Origin of the sequence: Bacillus cereus group sp. MS39, from assembly GCF_040448665.1 — a bacterium.
Taxonomy (GTDB): domain Bacteria; phylum Bacillota; class Bacilli; order Bacillales; family Bacillaceae_G; genus Bacillus_A; species Bacillus_A wiedmannii.
In genome coordinates this window covers 1,919,361-1,937,476 of sequence record NZ_CP123058.1, presented here as the reverse complement: position 1 = coordinate 1,937,476, position 18,116 = coordinate 1,919,361, and the positions used below count along the sequence as shown (strand labels likewise).

Here is an 18,116-nt window from a genome sequence, read left to right as displayed (position 1 = left end):
AATTGCCAACACTTATATCTAAAAACTAAAAAAATTCTAATAACAACAAAAAGAAAGAGAATTAATTTACATATATTTTTATAATAATAATGTCTCTTCACTACACAATCTTTATTTTTTAAGCTAAAAAAAGAAGTATCGTCCTATAAAAGACAATACTTCCTTAGTTACTTAAAAATCACATAATAAATTAACCATTACCTCTTCAAGCACTACATCTAGATTTACTACCTCTTTTTCCGAACGCCATCCTATAAAGCCATCTGGTCTAATTAATACAGCTCCTCCATTCTCTATCCCATATAATTTACTAAAAATATCTTCTTGAGCAATAAAGTCTCCCCTTAAACCAACGCTATAAAATTTTATATTTATTCCTAATGTAGATGAAACATTCTGTACACACTCAGCCCAAGTACGATTTTCTGCTATAGTAAGTAATACAAAATCGTTACCCAATAAATCAAGTATTGAAATTTCTTTCCCATCATATGTTCCAAAAAAGTGTGGCGCTCGCGTTCCAGGTCTCCCGTTCAACTCTACGCTATCCATTCTATGTGGAGTGACTGAGTCATCTATAATCGCCTCTGAACAATACTGATATCCAACTGTAACAGCTAAACCGTCCATATTATTTAAACTACCTTCTTCTCTATTCGCCGCATGAAACAGTAAACTACTCGCATAATCTGTCGTTAATTTTGCAACAGGATATCTCTCTTTATGATATGTTTCTAACAATTTTGGATTTGCTTTCCCTTTTATAACAGCCGCTAATTTCCAAGCTAAGTTATGCGCATCTTGTATGCCTATATTTGAACCAAATCCTCCAGTTGGCGGCATAATATGGGCAGAATCACCAACTAAAAAAATGCGATTATCTTGAAATTTTGTAGCAGTACTTTCAGTCGCTTCCCACGGTAAAACACTTACTATTTCTGGCTCAACATTTGTGCTTCCAATTGCGGTTTGAATAATTTGTTTACAGCGTTCTATAGTGAAATCCTCTGGTCCCTCTCCTTTTAATGGATCGTAGGATACATGGTAAATCCATTTTCTTTCGTTATCAACTGGTATAAGCGCACCAAGTACTTCCGGATGAAGTACCATAGTAAAACCAAATGCATCTCCTTGTATAAACACACTTAAATCCGCTTCAAAATAAATATTCATATAATAGCCACCGATTGTACCTCGTCCCTCAGTACTTATCCCTAGTTGCTCACGTATTTTACTATTCGCTCCATCTGCTGCAATTACATAGTCACAATGAATAATACTTTCTTCTTCCGTTTCACGATTCCGAATCGTTGCTATTACTCCGTGCTCATTTTGTTCATAAGAAACTAATTCATGATAAAAAGATAATTCTCCGCCTAATGTTCTCGCTTTTTGTAACATCATCTCTTCTAAAATAATTTGATAACAAGCCGTTTGTTTTGATGGACTAATCCCTTCTATTTTTTGAAGTAACTTTTCATCGTTTCCATACTGATTCGCCCTCATTTGTGCCAATTCTTCCTTATTCGCCTCAGCTATTGTATGAACTGCTATTCTTCCTCGGCAATTTTCTAACGCTTTACCCGCCAATCTAATTCTTTGTTCTAAACCCAATTCTCGAAATAACTCCATCGTACGAAAAGTGATTCCACCTGCTTTCGGGTGAATTGCAGTAGACTGATGCCTTTCAAGCAGTAAATAATTAATGTTATGTTTTGCAAGGAATAGCGCAGATGCTAATCCTGATAATCCTCCTCCAACAATTAAAACTGGTACATCATTCGATTTCATATATTTACCCTCCACATCATTGTTCTGAGCTCAGTGACATAAATATAATCAAAAAAACAACAAAGATATAGACTTATATTTCATTTTAAATTATCATATAGATAGATTACGCCCCAAATTACTTTTACTTTTTCATATATCTATAATCTGCTTGCATTATGCATGTATGAAAGAGTGGAACGAAACAACTCACTTTAGTAAACACCAAAATAATAAAAACATTATAAGCGGTCGTAACCCTGTAAAGTTATAAGGGGTTACGACCGCTTATTTTTTAAAAATCCTTACCCTCTATCATTTATAAACAACGTATTATTAAATCATTTTTTATTTTTAAAACTTCATCCATTTTAATATGCTATCCTTTTCTATCCCCTACCATTTTCAACACATAAAATTTCATTCGTCTCGATTTTCTTTCCCAATATTGCAGCTCATACAACAATCATGTAGCATTACCGTATCGATGTAATGGTTCATCATCTTAAACCTTTCGACTAATTACCAGGAGGTAAAGTGATTGAAATGAATAAACAAGAACAATTAAATGTTATAAAAAAAGATTTTATTGATTCTCAAAAAGTATTATTGGCAATTGGCGATGAAACACGTCAAGCTATTTTGTTAGTTCTTATGGAAACGGAATGTCAAACCGGATTACGTGTAGGAGAAATTACGAAACAAACACACCTTTCTCGACCAGCAGTATCACATCACCTTAGAATTTTACGAGAAGCCGGTATTATTTTAATGCGAAAAGAAGGTACAAAAAACTTTTATTATATTGATATACGTACAAAATTAGGTGTATTAAAAAATCTTGTATTAGATATTGAAAAGCTATTGCACAACTTTTATTGAAATTTGGAGGTATAAGAAATGAAAGCAATGATAATTGATAAATATGGGAAATTTCCAATGCTTATGGCAGAGGTACCTACTCCTGAAATAAATGAGTATGAAGTGCTCGCAGAAATTCATGCAGCTAGTATTAACCCGATTGATTTTAAAATACGCGATGGAAAAGTGAAGATGTTACTTAAATATGAAATGCCCCTAATCCTTGGGAATGACTTTTCCGGTGTCATCGTGCAGGTTGGATCAAAAGTAACTCACTTTAAAGTCGGTGATGAAATATATGCACGCCCAAGAAAAAATAAAATCGGTACTTTCGCGGAATATATAGCCATTCATGAGGATGATATAGCTTTAAAACCTAAAAATTTAAGTTTTGAAGAAGCAGCATCGATCCCTCTCGTTGGCTTAACGTCATATCAAGCACTACATGACATCATGCACTTACAAAAAGGACAAAAGATTTTAATTCACGCTGGATCTGGTGGTGTTGGTACTTTCGCAATTCAGTTAGCAAAAATAATGGGTGCCACTGTTACAACGACTGCTAGTGAAGCTGGCGCGAATTTAGTAACGTCTCTTGGCGCAGATGAAATTATTAATTACAAAACAGAGAATTTTGAAGAAATACTAAAAGATTATGATGCAGTATTTGATACAATCGGCGGTACAACACTTGAAAAATCATTCAATATTATAAAAAGCGGTGGCAACATTGTTTCCGTTTCAGGAATGCCAAATGCTCGTTTCGGTAAAGAGTTTGGTTCAGGATTTTTTAAAACACTCTTATTTTCATTAGCAAGCAAAAAAATTACTGCTCTTGAAAAAAAGCATAATGCACAATATTCATTTTTATTTATGAAGCCAAGTGGGGATCAATTACGTACTATCGCAAATTATATTGAAGATGGAAAAATCAAACCGGTAATCGATCGAGTTTTCCCTTTTGAAGATGCTCAAAAAGCAATGGAATATTCAGAGGCTGGAAGAGCAAAAGGAAAAATAATTGTAAAGATTAAGTAATAATAAAAACTCCATTTTTTTAAAATGGAGTTTTTATATTTGCTGTTAAATAGACATAGTGCAATGAAGTCCTTACAATAGATTGCAAGGGGAAATATTATATTATACTTTTAGTTAACTTTACAAAGAATACATACGTACAAATACATAATTTAAAATACAAAAAGGAGGAGATAAAATGACTAAAAATAATGAAGTAGGTTGGAATTTAGATAATAGTTATGCTACTTTACCACAATCATTTTATACAGACATCCCCCCTACTCCCGTAAGTTCACCGGAGTTAGTTAAACTAAACCATTCATTAGCAATATCTCTTGGCTTTAATCCTGAAGAACTGAAGAAAGAAGCCGAAATCGCTATTTTCGCCGGTAATGCTCTCCCAGAAGACGCTCATCCATTAGCTCAAGCATATGCCGGTCATCAATTCGGACATTTTAATATGTTAGGCGACGGTCGTGCTCTTTTAATTGGTGAACAAATTACTCCTTCAGGTAAACGTTTTGACATTCAGCTAAAAGGTTCTGGCCCTACTCCGTATTCACGCCGCGGTGATGGTCGTGCTGCACTCGGTCCGATGCTACGTGAATATATTATTAGCGAAGCAATGTATGCACTTGATATTCCAACTACCCGCAGTTTAGCAGTTGTCACAACAGGCGAGCCAACATATCGTGAAACAAAGTTACCTGGAGCCATTTTAACTAGAGTCGCTAGCAGTCATATACGTGTTGGCACATTCCAATATGCTGCAGCTCGTGGTTCTATCGAGGATCTTCAATCACTAGCTGACTATACGATAAAAAGACATTATCCAGAAATTGAAGCTCATGAAAACAGATATACTTCATTACTACAAGAAGTCATTAAAGGACAAGCAAGTCTTATCGCAAAATGGCAACTTGTTGGATTTATTCACGGCGTAATGAACACTGACAATATAACAATTAGTGGTGAAACGATTGATTACGGCCCTTGTGCATTTATGGACAATTACGACCAAGGAACCGTATTTAGCTCTATTGACACACAAGGTCGCTACGCATATGGAAATCAGCCATATATGGCCGCATGGGATCTGGCGCGATTAGCGGAATCTTTAATACCAATTCTGCATGAAGTTGAAGAAGAAGCATTAAAAATTGCTCAAGACGAAATTTCAAAATTTAGCGTACAATATGAAAACCAGTGGTTCATTGGAATGAAGAAGAAATTAGGACTATTTAATAACGAGGAACAAGATCATTCTCTTATTGAGCAACTTTTAAAAATGATGGAGAAATATAAAGCGGATTACACAAATACATTCCGTTCATTAACTCTCGATACGATCGAAAATACAGCTCTATTTAAAAGTCCAGAATTTAAAGAATGGTACAAACTGTGGCAATCTCGATTAGAAAGACAAGAAGAATCGAAAGAAAACGCCTATGAAATGATGAAAAATAATAACCCATCAATTATCCCAAGGAACCACCGTGTAGAAGAAGCGCTAGAAGCTGCTGTTACAAATGGCGACTATAGCGTAATGGAGAAACTTCTTGAAGCTCTATCAAATCCTTACGCGTATTCTACGGAGCAAGAAGAATACTGCGTTCCACCTGTACCGACGAATCGTCCTTATCGTACTTTTTGTGGGACTTGATTGTGTAATATCTTTTAATGTGCTTTCAATTATTGAAGGCACATTTTTATTTTATTCACCATTCACGAATGAAGGAATTATACTCCAACGTATAATTTGTACCCCTAACAAAATATTTTTTCTATTTTAGAATAACTATTTCCTCTTTTCTTTATGAAATGAAACAAAACATAATACCAATTATTCCGATTACCCTAATAATAAACTTACTTAACAAATGTTGAGAAATAATATTTCCACTTTTAAGTAGTATCATTTCTGTTATTATATTTTATAAGAATATTCAAAAAAAGGAGGAACTTTTATGTTTACATCCACTAAAAGTGAACAAATCACACAACTGTTAAATGAATGGTACATAGAAATACGATCTAGACATATAAATAATGCAACTCGCCTTAAAGAGCAAATAGATATTAAAATCAATGAATTAAAAACTACTTCTCAAGAGATTGGACAAGATCAAAATCTTTTGCTTTATTATTCTTTATTAGACTTTCGTTATAACTATTTAATTGATAACTTAGGTGTATCTAAAGCTAGTTTTAATCAAGTTGAATCATTTGAAATCCCAACAAATAATTTCTTATCATATTACTACCATTTCTTTAAAGCAATTCATTCTGACGCAGTCGGAAACTATGTACTAGCAAAAGAGCATTATTATAAAGCCGAAGCTTCGCTTCAATATGTTCCCGATGAACTTGAAAAGGCGGAATTCTATTATAAACTAGGGTATTCTTACTACGATAATCAACAAGCACTTCAAGCTATCAAAGAAGTAACAAAAGCTAAAGATATGTTTTCTAATCAATCTGGATATGAACTGAATACGGCTTTTTGTGATAACATTTTAGGCCTAGCCTGCACATATTTAAAAGAATGGGAACTAGCCGAAGAGCACTTTACAGCTGCAATGGATCAATTCCAAAAAATCAGCGAAAAAAGATTTATTTTAATGGTTCGACACAACTTAGGATGGATGTATGCAACACAAAATCTCTCCGCTTTAGCTATTCGTTATCTTTCGGAAGTTGTTGAACAGTCTCCAACTCACTATAAAGCTATCTATGTTAAAGCAAAAGAACATTACAAAATAAATCAGCCTGATATCGCTCATGATCTAATTGAAAAAGGAATAAATATTTGTAATAAATTAGAACAAAAAGAATATCAACATCGTAATTTCATTTTAAGAGAAATGAACAATAATTCACCAGCTGAAGAGTTAGAAAAAGTAATTCTAGCAGGAATTTCTTATTTTAATAACGAAGAGCTATATGATAATGTTCAAGAGTATTATGAAACTCTAGCAACTAAATTTCATGAAGAAAATCAACACTCTAAAGCAAGTGAATATTTTTATTTAGCATTACAAGCAAGACAAAAATCTTTTGAGAAAGGAGCTTTAAAATGAAAAAAATACTATTGAGTCTGATGGGAATTATCACTCTATTAACTTTAACAACTAATGTAGTAAGTGACACTTCATCTGAAAATTCTGACATAAAAAGAGTTATGTTATCAGAAGGCGACGGTGGTGGTTGATTTTTATAAGCTTTTATGAAATACTTTTGCAATTCCCACTAAAAAAGAAGCTTATATAAACACAGCTTTCTTTTTAGTGGGAATTCATTTAATATCATTCAACTCTAAATGCTTTGACTAATATACTCACTCCCTCATTATTAAACCCATATTTTTTTGATAAAATTAAAAGATTCTTTCATCGCCCCTCTTACTTATTATAAAAAACTTCTCATCGACTTCGCAATCCCTTTACTCCCCTCACTACCCACTTTCTCAAGTTCCTCCACAACTAATTTCCGCCTCTCCACAGAATGATTTTGACTTAACTTCGCTTTTCCTTCTATTTTACTAATCTTAATTTTAAAACCAACTATCCCTTTACTTAATCCTCCCATATAATTCGGATCTACATCATCAAGTGAATAGGTACTCTTTGGATTTTCATATGTATGTACTAAATCTTGAAGAGAATCTATTAATTCCTGTTCATCCTCAACAATTTCCAATTCTCCATATACATGCACTGCAACATAATTCCATGTTGGTACTGCATTGTTTGTTTCATACCATGACGGCGAAATGTAACTGTGTGGCCCTTGGAATATAGCGAGTACTTGTTGATTCCCACTATCTTTCCACTGTTCATTTGGACGTGCGAAATGGCCATGTAAAGTTAGAGTCTCCTTATTTAATAACAACGGCAAATGCGTTGCATATGGTTCTCCATTATGTTGAGAAAATAACGTTGCAAAGCTATTTTGTTCCATTATCTCATACTTCATCTTTTCATCTTCTATTGCGAAATATTTTGGTATGTACATAAGCTCCCTCTTTTCCGGTATTTTCTATTTTATTTCCTATTATATTTAGTAATTGCAGCAATCAACAGGGCCAGTTTGTATTTGTTTTACAATGGCAGCTTTCAATAAAAAAAGAATAGGCCGCATGTACTCAATGCGACCTTAGTTTATTTCCTTCAGTATACTTGTAATAAATGCCGTCTTACCTTCACTATAGCTCGCTCTATTTTTCGATTCTCTTGCTAACTCTTTCTTTAAGCGTCCATATTCAGCAGCAACATCTTCATGTTCACGAAGGTAATCCCGAAACGCTATATGTCTTCTTAACTCTTCGCTATTTTTGTCACACACATACAAATGATGTTCCATCCAAACTGTACTTTCCCCGTTCCATGGAACGAAAGCGTTCTTTCTGCCAAATACCTCTCTTCCTTCGAAGCTCCAGTCTGCTTGATGGTAATACCCTATAGTTTCAAGCCCTTTTACTACTTCATGAAAAATTTCATAATCTTCTATTACTATATCAATATCTAATATTGGTTTTGCTACAAGTCCTTTAACAGCTGTACTTCCCACATGTTCAACGGATAAAACAAGTTCTTCCATTGCATCGTTAATAATAGTTTGTAATTTATTAAATTCACTTTCCCATTTGGTGTTATATTCTTCGATAGTAATTCTCTGTTTCAATATATCCCTCTTCCCAATACAATTTACAACCTTTGAATATGAGTATCCTTAAAATCCGTCTCATATTTCAATCCATATCCAAACATTCGATCCATTCCAATATGCGCTGTCCATATTAACCCAATCATTATAACGGTATCTATCTTAAAATAGACACCTATGATAGCTATTAATATAGATATAATATATGTGTGACATAAATTATAAATGTTAGCACCAACACGATTATTTATACCGTACGCTAACATTGATAAATCCGGTGCTAAAAGGAATACCCAAAATATAATCCAACTAAATTCATATATCGAATACGTATAAATCGTAGCTAAGAAAACAACAAGTCCTTCAAAATGTACAATACGTTTTTGCATTCTTTATCATTCCTATTTTTCTATATTTACCGATACATTTTCATCACTGAAAGTATTCTTTGCATTTTTTGACCAGATGGTTGCTAATATCGGTCCTGCAATGTTATGCCATACTGCTGCTAATACACTTGGGAGTGCGGCAGCTGGTCCAAAATGTGCTGTTGCTAGCGCAACACCTAATCCTGAATTTTGCATTCCTACTTCTATTGAAATAGCTCTTCTTGTCCCTTCGTCTAGTCCAAGTACGAACGCTGTTATATATCCGAGTAAAAAGCCAAATGCATTATGGAGCATAACTGCGATAAAGATAAGAAGACCTGAAGAAGTAATGCTACTTACATTCGCTGAAACCACCGCTGAAACTATAATGATAATTGCTACAACTGATATTAAAGGAATAACAGTCATTCCTTTCGTAACAGTTGTAGGGAAAAACTTCTTCACTACTAATCCTAAAATAATAGGTATGATAATGACTTGTACGATAGAAAGAAACATAGAAATAGCATTCACTGGCATCCATTGTCCCGCAAGTAATAATAAAATAAGAGGTGTAGCAATTGGTGCTAGTAACGTTGATAATGACGTCATTGCAATAGACAACGCTAAGTTCCCTTTTGCTAAATAAACCATAACATTTGATGCAGTGCCACCCGGTACTGAACCGAGCAACACTAATCCAGCTGCTAATTCAGCTGGCAGATTCATAACGTAGGCTAGTACGTATGCGACAAGTGGCATAATAATAAACTGAGCACATACACCGATAATAACTGGCAATGGTTTTGTAGCTATGATTTTGAAATCAACAGCCTTTAATGTTAATCCCATCCCAAACATGACAACTCCGAGTAAAATCGTTATGTAACTAGTTAACCCGAGAAATGGTCCAGGAATGAAATATGCAATAGCTGCAATACAAATAACCCAAAATGCAAAATACTTTCCAGCTATATTACTTATCGCTTCTAGTACTTTCACCCCATCATCCCCTATCCTTCAACTGAAAAACTTTATTCGGATTCAAAATATTTTGCGGATCGAGAGCTTTTTTTATTTTTTTCATTACGAGTAATGCCGCCCCATGTTCTTCTTCTTGATACTTCCGTTTTCCGATTCCAACGCCATGTTCTCCCGTACACGTTCCCCCTCGTTTAAGAGCATATAAAACGATACTTTCATTTATTTCGTCCGCCTTTTCCACTTCTTCTTTATCGTTTGGATCAACCATTAAGAGCACGTGGAAATTCCCATCTCCTACATGACCAAGAATACCACCAACAAGGCCAACCTTATCTAATGTCTCTTTCGCATGTTGAATTGCCCCAGCCAATTCTGAAATTGGTACACATACGTCTGTACTCATAAGCTTTTTACCAGGATAACTATGAACGTAAGCGTATGCTAGGTTATGCCGTGCATCCCATAATTTATTTCTCGCTGCAGTTTCCGTTTCAAAAGCAACTTCTTTACATGTATGATCAAAAACAATTTCCTTCGTAAATTCAATATCTTGCTTTAGCCCTGCTTCATTACCGTGAAACTCTAAAAACAGTGTAGGCTCTTCTCTGTAACTTGTTTCATTATAATGATTTACTTGTTTCATAGATAATTCATCTACAAGTTCAATTCTTGCAATTGGAATACCCGCTTGTAGTATATTAATAACAGCTTCTACTGCATTATTTATAGTTGGAAACGATGCTCTCGCAGCCATAACATGTTCTGGTATGCCGTATACTTTTAATGTTAACTCTGTAAAGCATCCAAGCGTACCTTCTGATCCTACGAAAACACCATTTAAATGATAACCTGATGATGACTTCGCTGCTAAATTTCCAGTATGTATTACTTCCCCATCAGCAAGAACGACTTCTAAATCACGAACTTGATCACGCATTACCCCATACTTAACTGCTGTCGTTCCGCTCGCATTTGTGGCAGCCATTCCACCTAACGTTGCATCTGCACCTGGGTCTACACTAAAAAACAATCCATACTTTTTTAATTCTTTATTAAGCTGAGAGCGAGTCACTCCTGGCTGTACTCTTACAAGGAAATCTTTCTCTCTTATTTCGAGTATTTTATTCATAAGCGAAAAGTCCATTGTAATTCCTTTTTCATATGGAATAACATGTCCCTCTAAACTAGAACCTACCCCAAAAGGAACGACAGGTTTTCCATGCTCACTCGCTACTTTCATTATTCTACTAACCTCTTCGGTCGTTTTCGGAAAAACAACTACATCAGGTAAACTACTAGTATGATAAGATTCATCTTTACTATGTAACTCTCTTACTGTCGTATTCACAACTACTCGATCTTCGGGAAGTACACCCTTTAGTTCATTTACTAAACGTTCTACTGTTATCTCCATCGTACACACTCCTACTTTCTATAAATTAGAATTACAAAATATGTTAAGGGTTTTATACATAATAATCCGAAAAATTAAATAATTCAAGTTTTACATATACAAAATTCATTTCTTACTTTCGAATAAACAAAAAGAACTTGCAGCAATTGCTGCAAGTTCTTTTCTATAAAACTATATTTTAAACGACTTCTTTATTAACAACATAAACCAAACTAAAGTAACTGCCATTAACGAATGGGAAAATCCTACAATATAAGTTAACCCTTTAAAGTCCGCTCCATTTAGCTGAAGCAGCCCTCTCGCTGCCAATGAACCTAACATTAAAATTAATGCAATATTATGTAAAACAAACCACTTATTAAAACTTTTCGCTTCATGAAACGCGAATACTTTTGCTAATCCTAAAGCAATTAAAAAGAAGAAAAAGCCGAGTACAAGTGTATGTGTATGCAAAAGATTTAACAAAGTAGAGCCTACAATCCCCTTATACTTTCCATACTCCCTAGCGAAAATCCCTGATAATAAACCGATAATCAAATACGTAAACGATGCATTATATAATTTCTTCATTATGTACCTCCTTGAGTAGAATGTGTAGTGTGTCATATTTAGTAATAATGATAGTTATATAGTAAAAACTCCTAGTTACCTAGGAGTCATTGTATAAGTATCTCACTCTTTACAATCAATTCTAATTATAAAATATCCCTTTATACAAAACAAACGAACTTTATGTGAACAAGTAGAGCATAATTAAAATATGTTGCACTTTTGTATTTCGCAACCCATACTAATTGTTATAACTATTAAAGGTGGTGCAATGGATTGATAGTTCTTGAAACTGAACGACTCGTTCTTCGCTGGTTTGATATAAAAGACGCCCCATTTATTCTAGAATTAGTAAACGATCCTGCATGGATTCAGTTTATTGGTGATAAAAGGATTAAAAACTTAGACGATGCAAAAAAATACATCTTAAACGGACCAGTTGATATGTATAATAAAATGGGCTTTGGTCTTTACTTAGTAGAGCGAAAAGAAGATTTCACTCCACTTGGTATGTGCGGACTTATTAAAAGAGATTCATTAGAAGATGTTGATATCGGCTTTGCCTTTTTAGAGAAATTCCGTTCAAAGGGATATGGTTTTGAATCCGCTTCTGCTGTAATAGACTACGGTGTACAGAACCTAGGTATGAAACGAATTGTAGCCATTACTACTATTGATAACATCAATTCAGAAAAGCTTTTAGAAAAAGTAGGATTGCAGTTCGAAGAGATCATTTCAGACTCAGGGGAAGATTTAAAATTATTCGGCTATAACGCATAAAAAGGTTCGCCATTCATGGCGAACCTTTTTTACTAATTTTATAATAATATGTTACGTTACATGATAGTTCGCGTTAGTTCTTGTAATTTCCAATACCCCTTTCATATCACATTTTTGGTACTTTATAGAAATGACTCTTCCGCTTATAAATTTATTATATTAATATAATAAATAAAGGGAGTGAGAATAAATGGAACAACATGATATTAATTCTTTAGAACAACCACTTTTTTTCTAATTCTTCAATTCATTGCATTTATATTAATCATTTTTATCTTATAGGGGTCCTGCCGCATGCCCATCAAGCTAATATTTTGAGTACCCCCACAACAAAAATTTTATCTCTCCACAGTTAGTTGTCTATGAGAATTCAGTTCGTTTTTTATTTTGGGATATTTGCTTTTCTTAGCTTGATGGGTGTGGGGTGGGACCCCTTTATGAGTTATTAGAAAAATAATTGTCTATATAAGTCTTTATTTTTTCAAAATTCTTTTCCATAAATAAGATTGCTGGTACTTCAATTATTGGAAGATTATTTTCATTATCAAAAGCTGGACACGGTTTGGGAACTACCAAATAGTCAACTGAGTTTTTATCCCTAATGTAATTAATTGAAACATCATAATACTCAGAAAAATATCCCTTCAAATCATCCTGTTTCCTTAAAAATGGTAGAGAAAATATTGAACCATAATTTATACCAGCGTCGACAATTAATACAAAGCATATTTTTTTCATGATACACCCTCCTCGTATAATAAGTTTTAAGTTAATAACTGTTCCTTGAAAATTAAATAGTTTTTATCTTCAAGAGCTACATCAAAAAAATGATGTATGGGTAAAATTTAGTCTTGGATAAGGTAACACTGATAAAAACAGGTTTCCTTTTTCTTTATATTCAATTAAATTATATCATTATTTTACATAAATTGGAGGGATATATATGATAGATTATAGAATATTTTCAAGAGAAAACTATTCAAATAAGATTGGAGAGCTTGTAACAATGCTTGAACATACAAGAGATGTTACATTGAGCGAAATAACCAAAGTGATTTAGATTTCTTACCAAACGGTAGTTCAAACACTATTGGTTCTCTCTTATCACATATTGCAGCGATGGAGTTTGTTCATCAAGTTATCTCGTTTGAAAAAAGAGATTTAACTGAAAGTGAATATCTAAAGTGGCGAATTTCTTTAGAACTTGGAGACAAAGCAAGGGAAGGAATAAAAAAGCAATCTTTAGATTATTATTTGAATGAATTATCACAAGTTAGAGAAAATACACTAACATATCTGAAATCAAAACAAGATAGCTGGTTATTCGAGGAAAACAAGTGGGATAATGGTGTGCCTTATAATAATTAATACTTGTGGTTTCACGTTATGGAAGACGAAATTAATCATCGTGGACAAATAAGAACAATTAAGCGATAGATGGGAATGAATACATAAATCTTATTCAGCCAAAGGGTGCTTTACTTGAGAAAGTCACTAGAAGAGTCAAATGATAACTATGAACTGCCCCCAATTGCTAGGTTTTGTTTAACAATTGGGGGCAGTTCATTTATAGCGCATAGGTAATCAGCTTTTTGTTAACCATGAGGTAGATATTTTTAACTAAAAAACCAATAATGGAAATATATTACATCTTATGACCCGTTTTTACACGTATCTCGGCTGAACCCCTGATAGGCTTTATGTTCATAAAGATTATCAAGGGAAAGGTATAGCTTCAGCTCTTGTTGATATGCTTGAGTTAGAGGCAAAAAGATTAAACTTTTTAGAGATTATCACAGAGGCCAGTATTACTGCCAAGCCATTCTTTAAACACAAAGGGTACCAAGTAATCTGTTCACAAATTATAGAACGTAAGGGCATTAAATTAACTAATTATCGAATGGCTAAAAAGATAATAGCATAATTTCGCTCTACTACTAGCTATATACTCTATAAGGGCATCCATATTTTGAAACCACAATTTATACCAAAGTAGCTGTTTGGCCCCAGGTTAAGAAAACAACTATAAATTCATCACTAAGCTAAAAACCGATTTCCTTAGCGTACAGGAAATCGGTTTTTTCTTTGCTAGAAGTTGCTTAGCGTATAATTTCCGCGTTTTGTCGGCAGGACCCCATGCCCATCAAGCTAACTAAATAAATTACTAGGTACGAATTGATCCTTGTTTCAAAACTGGCAAGTGATAAAAAAGTAGGCATGCTAAAGAAGCCTATTAAAACGCGATTTTTTCGCTAGGCAGCTTGTCTATTCTTCACTGTCGTTTTATACACAATCCCTAGAATATCAAAGACGGTCATCTTCTTATACCGATGACATTTACGACCGTTCTTTTTGAGCAGTTGATAAAGAGAATGCAGAATTTTTAAAAGTTCTTCTGTGCCAACGGCTATCGCTTGAAACAGTAATGGAAAGTAATCTTTAATCATATAAATTGCTTTATATTCACTCAGCTCTTGCTTTTTCTTTTCAAACAGAAACTGACGCATTTGAAACATCGTAGAAGAACAGAGGAGAATGCCGATGAGTTGTCCATATAAATGGCACTCTAGGCGTTCTCTTTTTATATTTTGACATTCATCAATTTCAAAGAATGACTTCCACGTCTTAAACAAAATTTCAATCTGCCAACGAAGTGAATACAGTGAGTGCACGTAGTTCGTTGGTACTCCTTCTAGAGACGTGTTCGTGATATATACATTCATACCCATTAAACGTTTACTTTTATCCTTCATGACAATGCCTTTTTTCTTTTCACGTATCGCTTGGTTTTTCAGACGTGTTTGTGTTTGATCATCGGTTAAACGATGGATAATGACACGTGCTGGAAGTTTCTGATTTTGGCCAATGTATGCCTTGGGGATTTCCATCGTTTCACCAGGGATTAGACCAGTCAGCATTTGTGTCATATCAAGCTGGATGTATTCTGTTTGCTTTTTTAACGTACCATTGTTGAAGTATTCTGGTTCAGGGTTCTTGATATAAATGCGTGTATTCAACTTCAACCGCGAGATATAGTAAGCCTCTTTATCATGAATGGCTTGTAAGTCTCCTAAATCGAAGTAACCAAGATCACGTAAACACAAATCGCCTGCTTCTACGGTTTTAAGACAGATGGTACCATATGTTTTATCATTATTTTTTCCTGGTCCAAGCTGCACGTTAAGGAATTGACCATTAAGTAAATCATATTCCAATTGGATTTTCACGCCTACCTTATTACTACTCCCACCTGAACCTTGATAGTCAGTGGCGAATTGATCCGGCAGTTGAAACACTGTTGCATCTAGAATACGGATACGATTGAAAGTAGAGATTATATGTGCAGAAAGTGAGTGATTTGAACAGAGTTTTTGTGTGAGAAGAGAAGTAAAAACTTCTCGAAGAAATGCGACAGCTGCTGGATTAAAGCGTTGATTCAGTCCTTCTGGACTTATGAGTGTAGCTGTATTTGCATAAAGCTGACTACATAATTGAGTGAGAGAATCACTTGCTACGTGTTGACTAATCCAAATACATAAAGCGGCCAAATCTCGTGCGCCATACTTACTTTTACGTTTTACGAAACCCGTCTCCTGTGCGACCTGTTGAAGGATACTTGGAGATAGGAATCTCTGTAGTTCTTCAGCGAATAAATGAAACTCATCTTGAATCGATAGATTCATACAAAAACGCCATCCTTTCTGTATATTTCTACAAAAAGAATAGCGTTTTTTACTTTTTATGGATACAATTTTTTAGCTTGATGGCGATGGGGTACCTTCAAGATCTTAAGCTTGATGGACATTTGGTCCCAACCCATATAGTATAAGACTGCCCTCATTTTGAGCAAAAGCAATAATGGTTTAAAATAAGGTATGAGACAAAGTTAATAAATAAATCGGAGGATGAAATGTATAAATTATTGATTGTTGAAGATGAAATGAATATAGCATATACGCTAAAAAAACATCTTAAAAAATATGGATATCATTGCCTCATTGTAGAAGATTTTCAAAAGGTATTAGAAATTTTTCAAGACTTTCAACCCCACCTTGTCATAATGGATGTTACCCTTCCTGCTTTTGATGGTTATTATTGGTCCCGTAAAATAAGACAAATATCAAATTGTCCTATTGTGATTCTCTCTGCTCGTATGAGTGAGGCAGATCAAGTGTATGGCATTGAAAATGGGGCTGATGATTTTATTACTAAGCCATTTTTATTAGGAGTGATACTTGCAAAAATTAATGGACAAATTCGTCGTATATATGGCGAATATGCAAGAAATGTACAGGGGAAAATTATAAAAATAGGAAATACAGCTTTAAACCTGGACACTGTACGATTATGCACACCTAATCAGGAGGAGCTATTAACAATAAAAGAACTCCAGCTATGTACAATGTTCTTTGAAGCGTATCCTAATGTTGTAACAAGACAGCAACTACTTACAGCCATTTGGGATGAGGAAGAATTTGTTGAGGAAAATACCTTAACAGTAAATATTGCAAGAGTACGAAAGAAATTAGAAGCCATTCATTCTACTTTAGAAATTAAAACTATACGAGGAATTGGCTATCAATTAACGGAGAAACTCACATGAAGTTATTTTTAAAAGACCATATGAGCTTTATTATTTTGTATATCATTACATTTATTAGCTTACCAATTATGATTCATCGATTAGATGGTTTTGAAAATCATTATACCTATTTTATATTTCTAGCCTTCTCTCTATTAATCATACTACTTTTTTGTCGTTATTTACGCCGTAAAAAAATGTATGCACATATTGAGAACAAGAGCATCCATACGGACAGTCTTATGATTTATCAGCCAATAGCTTCATACGAAAAAGCATACGCAGCTCAGTTGCAATATATTCAATCCTTATTTCTATCAAAAGAAGAGGAATATAAGAGTTCATTACATAATCAGCAATTAATGATTTCTCATGCTGTCCATCAAATGAAAACGCCACTTTCTGTCATTCAACTGCTTATACAATCTAATCAGTTTAAGGAACCAAATTCCCTTGCAGAATGGCAAAAAGTAAAAGTTGAGTGCGATAAACTAAACTTCTCTTTAAATCAGTTACTAACGTATAGTCGCTCTACTAAATTATTAGCAGATTTAAAAATAGAACCAATTCCGTTAAAACATATTGTGCAGGAAGTTATTAATGATTTAAAGGATTATTTTATTGAGGAAGAAATCTTTCCTAAGAGCACTATACCGGAGCATATATTTCTCTATTCAGATCGTAAATGGCTAAAGGTTGTGGTTTACCAGTTATTAAGTAACGCTGTTAAATATGGAGAAAAATACTCATCCATTATAATCCACTATGAAAATGGGCAGTTACTTATTAAAAATAAAGGAGAAACGATACCTGAAAGTGAAATAAAACGTGTTTTTGAATTATTTTACACGGGAACGAAAGGACGTACAAAAGGAGAAGCAACTGGTATCGGTCTCTATTTAGTAAAAAGTATTCTTACTACATTAAATCATCCATACCATCTATATTCTAAAGATAATGAAACAATATTTACAATAGACCTCTCAAGAAGTATAGAAACGGCTACCAAATAAGGTAGCCGTTTTGAATGTGACAATTTTGTCATATTGCTGTCATGTTGAAAGATGTTAAGAAGTAAAAGGCCCATCTATAATCAAATACTGAAAGATACAAAGGAGTGAGG

The 18,116-nt window shown here is 34.0% G+C and carries 17 protein-coding genes and 2 pseudogenes; 10 read left to right on the top strand and 9 right to left on the bottom strand.

The window, feature by feature from the left end; all coding sequences use genetic code 11:
* Positions 1-171: 171 nt before the first annotated feature.
* Positions 172-1,791: an FAD-dependent monooxygenase gene (locus tag QEP67_RS10065; protein WP_000839988.1), complete on the bottom strand. Its 1,620-nt coding sequence runs from the start codon at positions 1,789-1,791 to the stop codon at positions 172-174.
* 516 nt (positions 1,792-2,307) lie between these two features.
* On the opposite strand from QEP67_RS10065, the gene QEP67_RS10060 reads away from it, so the two are divergent.
* The 5 genes from QEP67_RS10060 to QEP67_RS10040 all read left to right on the top strand — a co-directional run bounded on the left by QEP67_RS10060 (position 2,308) and on the right by QEP67_RS10040 (position 6,862).
* Positions 2,308-2,652 carry a metalloregulator ArsR/SmtB family transcription factor gene (locus QEP67_RS10060; protein WP_000571880.1) on the top strand — a complete coding sequence of 115 codons (345 nt, stop codon included), beginning with the start codon at positions 2,308-2,310 and terminating at the stop codon, positions 2,650-2,652.
* An 18-nt stretch (positions 2,653-2,670) separates the two neighbouring features.
* Entirely contained in the window at positions 2,671-3,669 is a 999-nt protein-coding gene (locus QEP67_RS10055; protein WP_000646394.1) for an NADP-dependent oxidoreductase, read from the top strand.
* Between the two features lie 178 nt (positions 3,670-3,847).
* Positions 3,848-5,314: a protein adenylyltransferase SelO gene (locus QEP67_RS10050; RefSeq protein WP_000164934.1), complete on the top strand. Its 1,467-nt coding sequence runs from the start codon at positions 3,848-3,850 to the stop codon at positions 5,312-5,314.
* Positions 5,315-5,618: 304 nt separating this feature from the next.
* On the top strand, positions 5,619-6,731 hold the full coding sequence (locus tag QEP67_RS10045; protein ID WP_000495320.1) for a Rap family tetratricopeptide repeat protein: 1,113 nt from the start codon (positions 5,619-5,621) through the stop codon (positions 6,729-6,731).
* Positions 6,728-6,862 carry a hypothetical protein gene (locus tag QEP67_RS10040; protein WP_000722387.1) on the top strand — a complete coding sequence of 45 codons (135 nt, stop codon included), beginning with the start codon at positions 6,728-6,730 and terminating at the stop codon, positions 6,860-6,862. The genes QEP67_RS10045 and QEP67_RS10040 overlap by 4 nt, the downstream gene beginning before the upstream one ends.
* 197 nt (positions 6,863-7,059) lie before the next feature.
* Here QEP67_RS10040 and QEP67_RS10035 read toward each other — a convergent pair whose 3' ends face one another.
* The 6 genes from QEP67_RS10035 to QEP67_RS10010 form a co-directional block, all read right to left on the bottom strand.
* Positions 7,060-7,665, bottom strand: a complete 606-nt coding sequence (locus tag QEP67_RS10035; protein WP_000275779.1) for an FMN-binding negative transcriptional regulator — start codon at positions 7,663-7,665, stop codon at positions 7,060-7,062.
* Between the two features lie 141 nt (positions 7,666-7,806).
* Positions 7,807-8,334 (bottom strand): GrpB family protein, encoded by a 528-nt coding sequence (locus QEP67_RS10030; RefSeq protein WP_000813618.1) that lies wholly within the window; start codon positions 8,332-8,334, stop codon positions 7,807-7,809.
* A 23-nt stretch (positions 8,335-8,357) separates the two neighbouring features.
* Complete coding sequence (locus QEP67_RS10025) at positions 8,358-8,705, bottom strand: DUF4260 domain-containing protein (protein ID WP_001172043.1); 348 nt, start codon at positions 8,703-8,705, stop codon at positions 8,358-8,360.
* A gap of 12 nt (positions 8,706-8,717) precedes the next feature.
* The gene (locus QEP67_RS10020; RefSeq protein ID WP_000865830.1) at positions 8,718-9,686 is read right to left on the bottom strand and encodes a bile acid:sodium symporter family protein; all 969 of its coding nucleotides are present in this window, start codon (positions 9,684-9,686) and stop codon (positions 8,718-8,720) included.
* Between the two features lie 4 nt (positions 9,687-9,690).
* A complete protein-coding gene (locus tag QEP67_RS10015; protein ID WP_000406953.1) occupies positions 9,691-11,082 on the bottom strand; it encodes an FAD-linked oxidase C-terminal domain-containing protein in 1,392 nt (463 codons plus the stop codon).
* A 171-nt stretch (positions 11,083-11,253) separates the two neighbouring features.
* A complete protein-coding gene (locus tag QEP67_RS10010; RefSeq protein ID WP_000737899.1) occupies positions 11,254-11,652 on the bottom strand; it encodes a DUF2871 family protein in 399 nt (132 codons plus the stop codon).
* A gap of 255 nt (positions 11,653-11,907) precedes the next feature.
* Here QEP67_RS10010 and QEP67_RS10005 point away from each other — a divergent pair, with 255 nt between their 5' ends.
* Positions 11,908-12,411, top strand: a complete 504-nt coding sequence (locus QEP67_RS10005; protein ID WP_048565932.1) for a GNAT family N-acetyltransferase — start codon at positions 11,908-11,910, stop codon at positions 12,409-12,411.
* 435 nt (positions 12,412-12,846) lie between these two features.
* Here QEP67_RS10005 and QEP67_RS10000 read toward each other — a convergent pair whose 3' ends face one another.
* Positions 12,847-13,149, bottom strand: coding sequence for a hypothetical protein (locus QEP67_RS10000; RefSeq protein WP_000717601.1), 303 nt, complete (start codon positions 13,147-13,149; stop codon positions 12,847-12,849).
* Positions 13,150-13,354: 205 nt separating this feature from the next.
* On the opposite strand from QEP67_RS10000, the pseudogene QEP67_RS09995 reads away from it, so the two are divergent.
* Positions 13,355-13,848, top strand: a pseudogene (locus QEP67_RS09995) (DinB family protein).
* A gap of 253 nt (positions 13,849-14,101) precedes the next feature.
* Positions 14,102-14,335: pseudogene (locus tag QEP67_RS09990) on the top strand (GNAT family N-acetyltransferase); the annotation flags it as partial.
* 328 nt (positions 14,336-14,663) lie between these two features.
* Here QEP67_RS09990 and QEP67_RS09985 read toward each other — a convergent pair.
* On the bottom strand, positions 14,664-16,094 hold the full coding sequence (locus QEP67_RS09985; protein ID WP_001053936.1) for an IS4 family transposase: 1,431 nt from the start codon (positions 16,092-16,094) through the stop codon (positions 14,664-14,666).
* 227 nt (positions 16,095-16,321) lie between these two features.
* On the opposite strand from QEP67_RS09985, the gene QEP67_RS09980 reads away from it, so the two are divergent.
* Both QEP67_RS09980 and QEP67_RS09975 read left to right on the top strand, forming a co-directional pair.
* Positions 16,322-17,014: a response regulator transcription factor gene (locus tag QEP67_RS09980; protein ID WP_000277460.1), complete on the top strand. Its 693-nt coding sequence runs from the start codon at positions 16,322-16,324 to the stop codon at positions 17,012-17,014.
* On the top strand, positions 17,011-18,006 hold the full coding sequence (locus QEP67_RS09975; RefSeq protein ID WP_000765295.1) for a HAMP domain-containing sensor histidine kinase: 996 nt from the start codon (positions 17,011-17,013) through the stop codon (positions 18,004-18,006). The genes QEP67_RS09980 and QEP67_RS09975 overlap by 4 nt, the downstream gene beginning before the upstream one ends.
* Positions 18,007-18,116 lie beyond the last annotated feature (110 nt).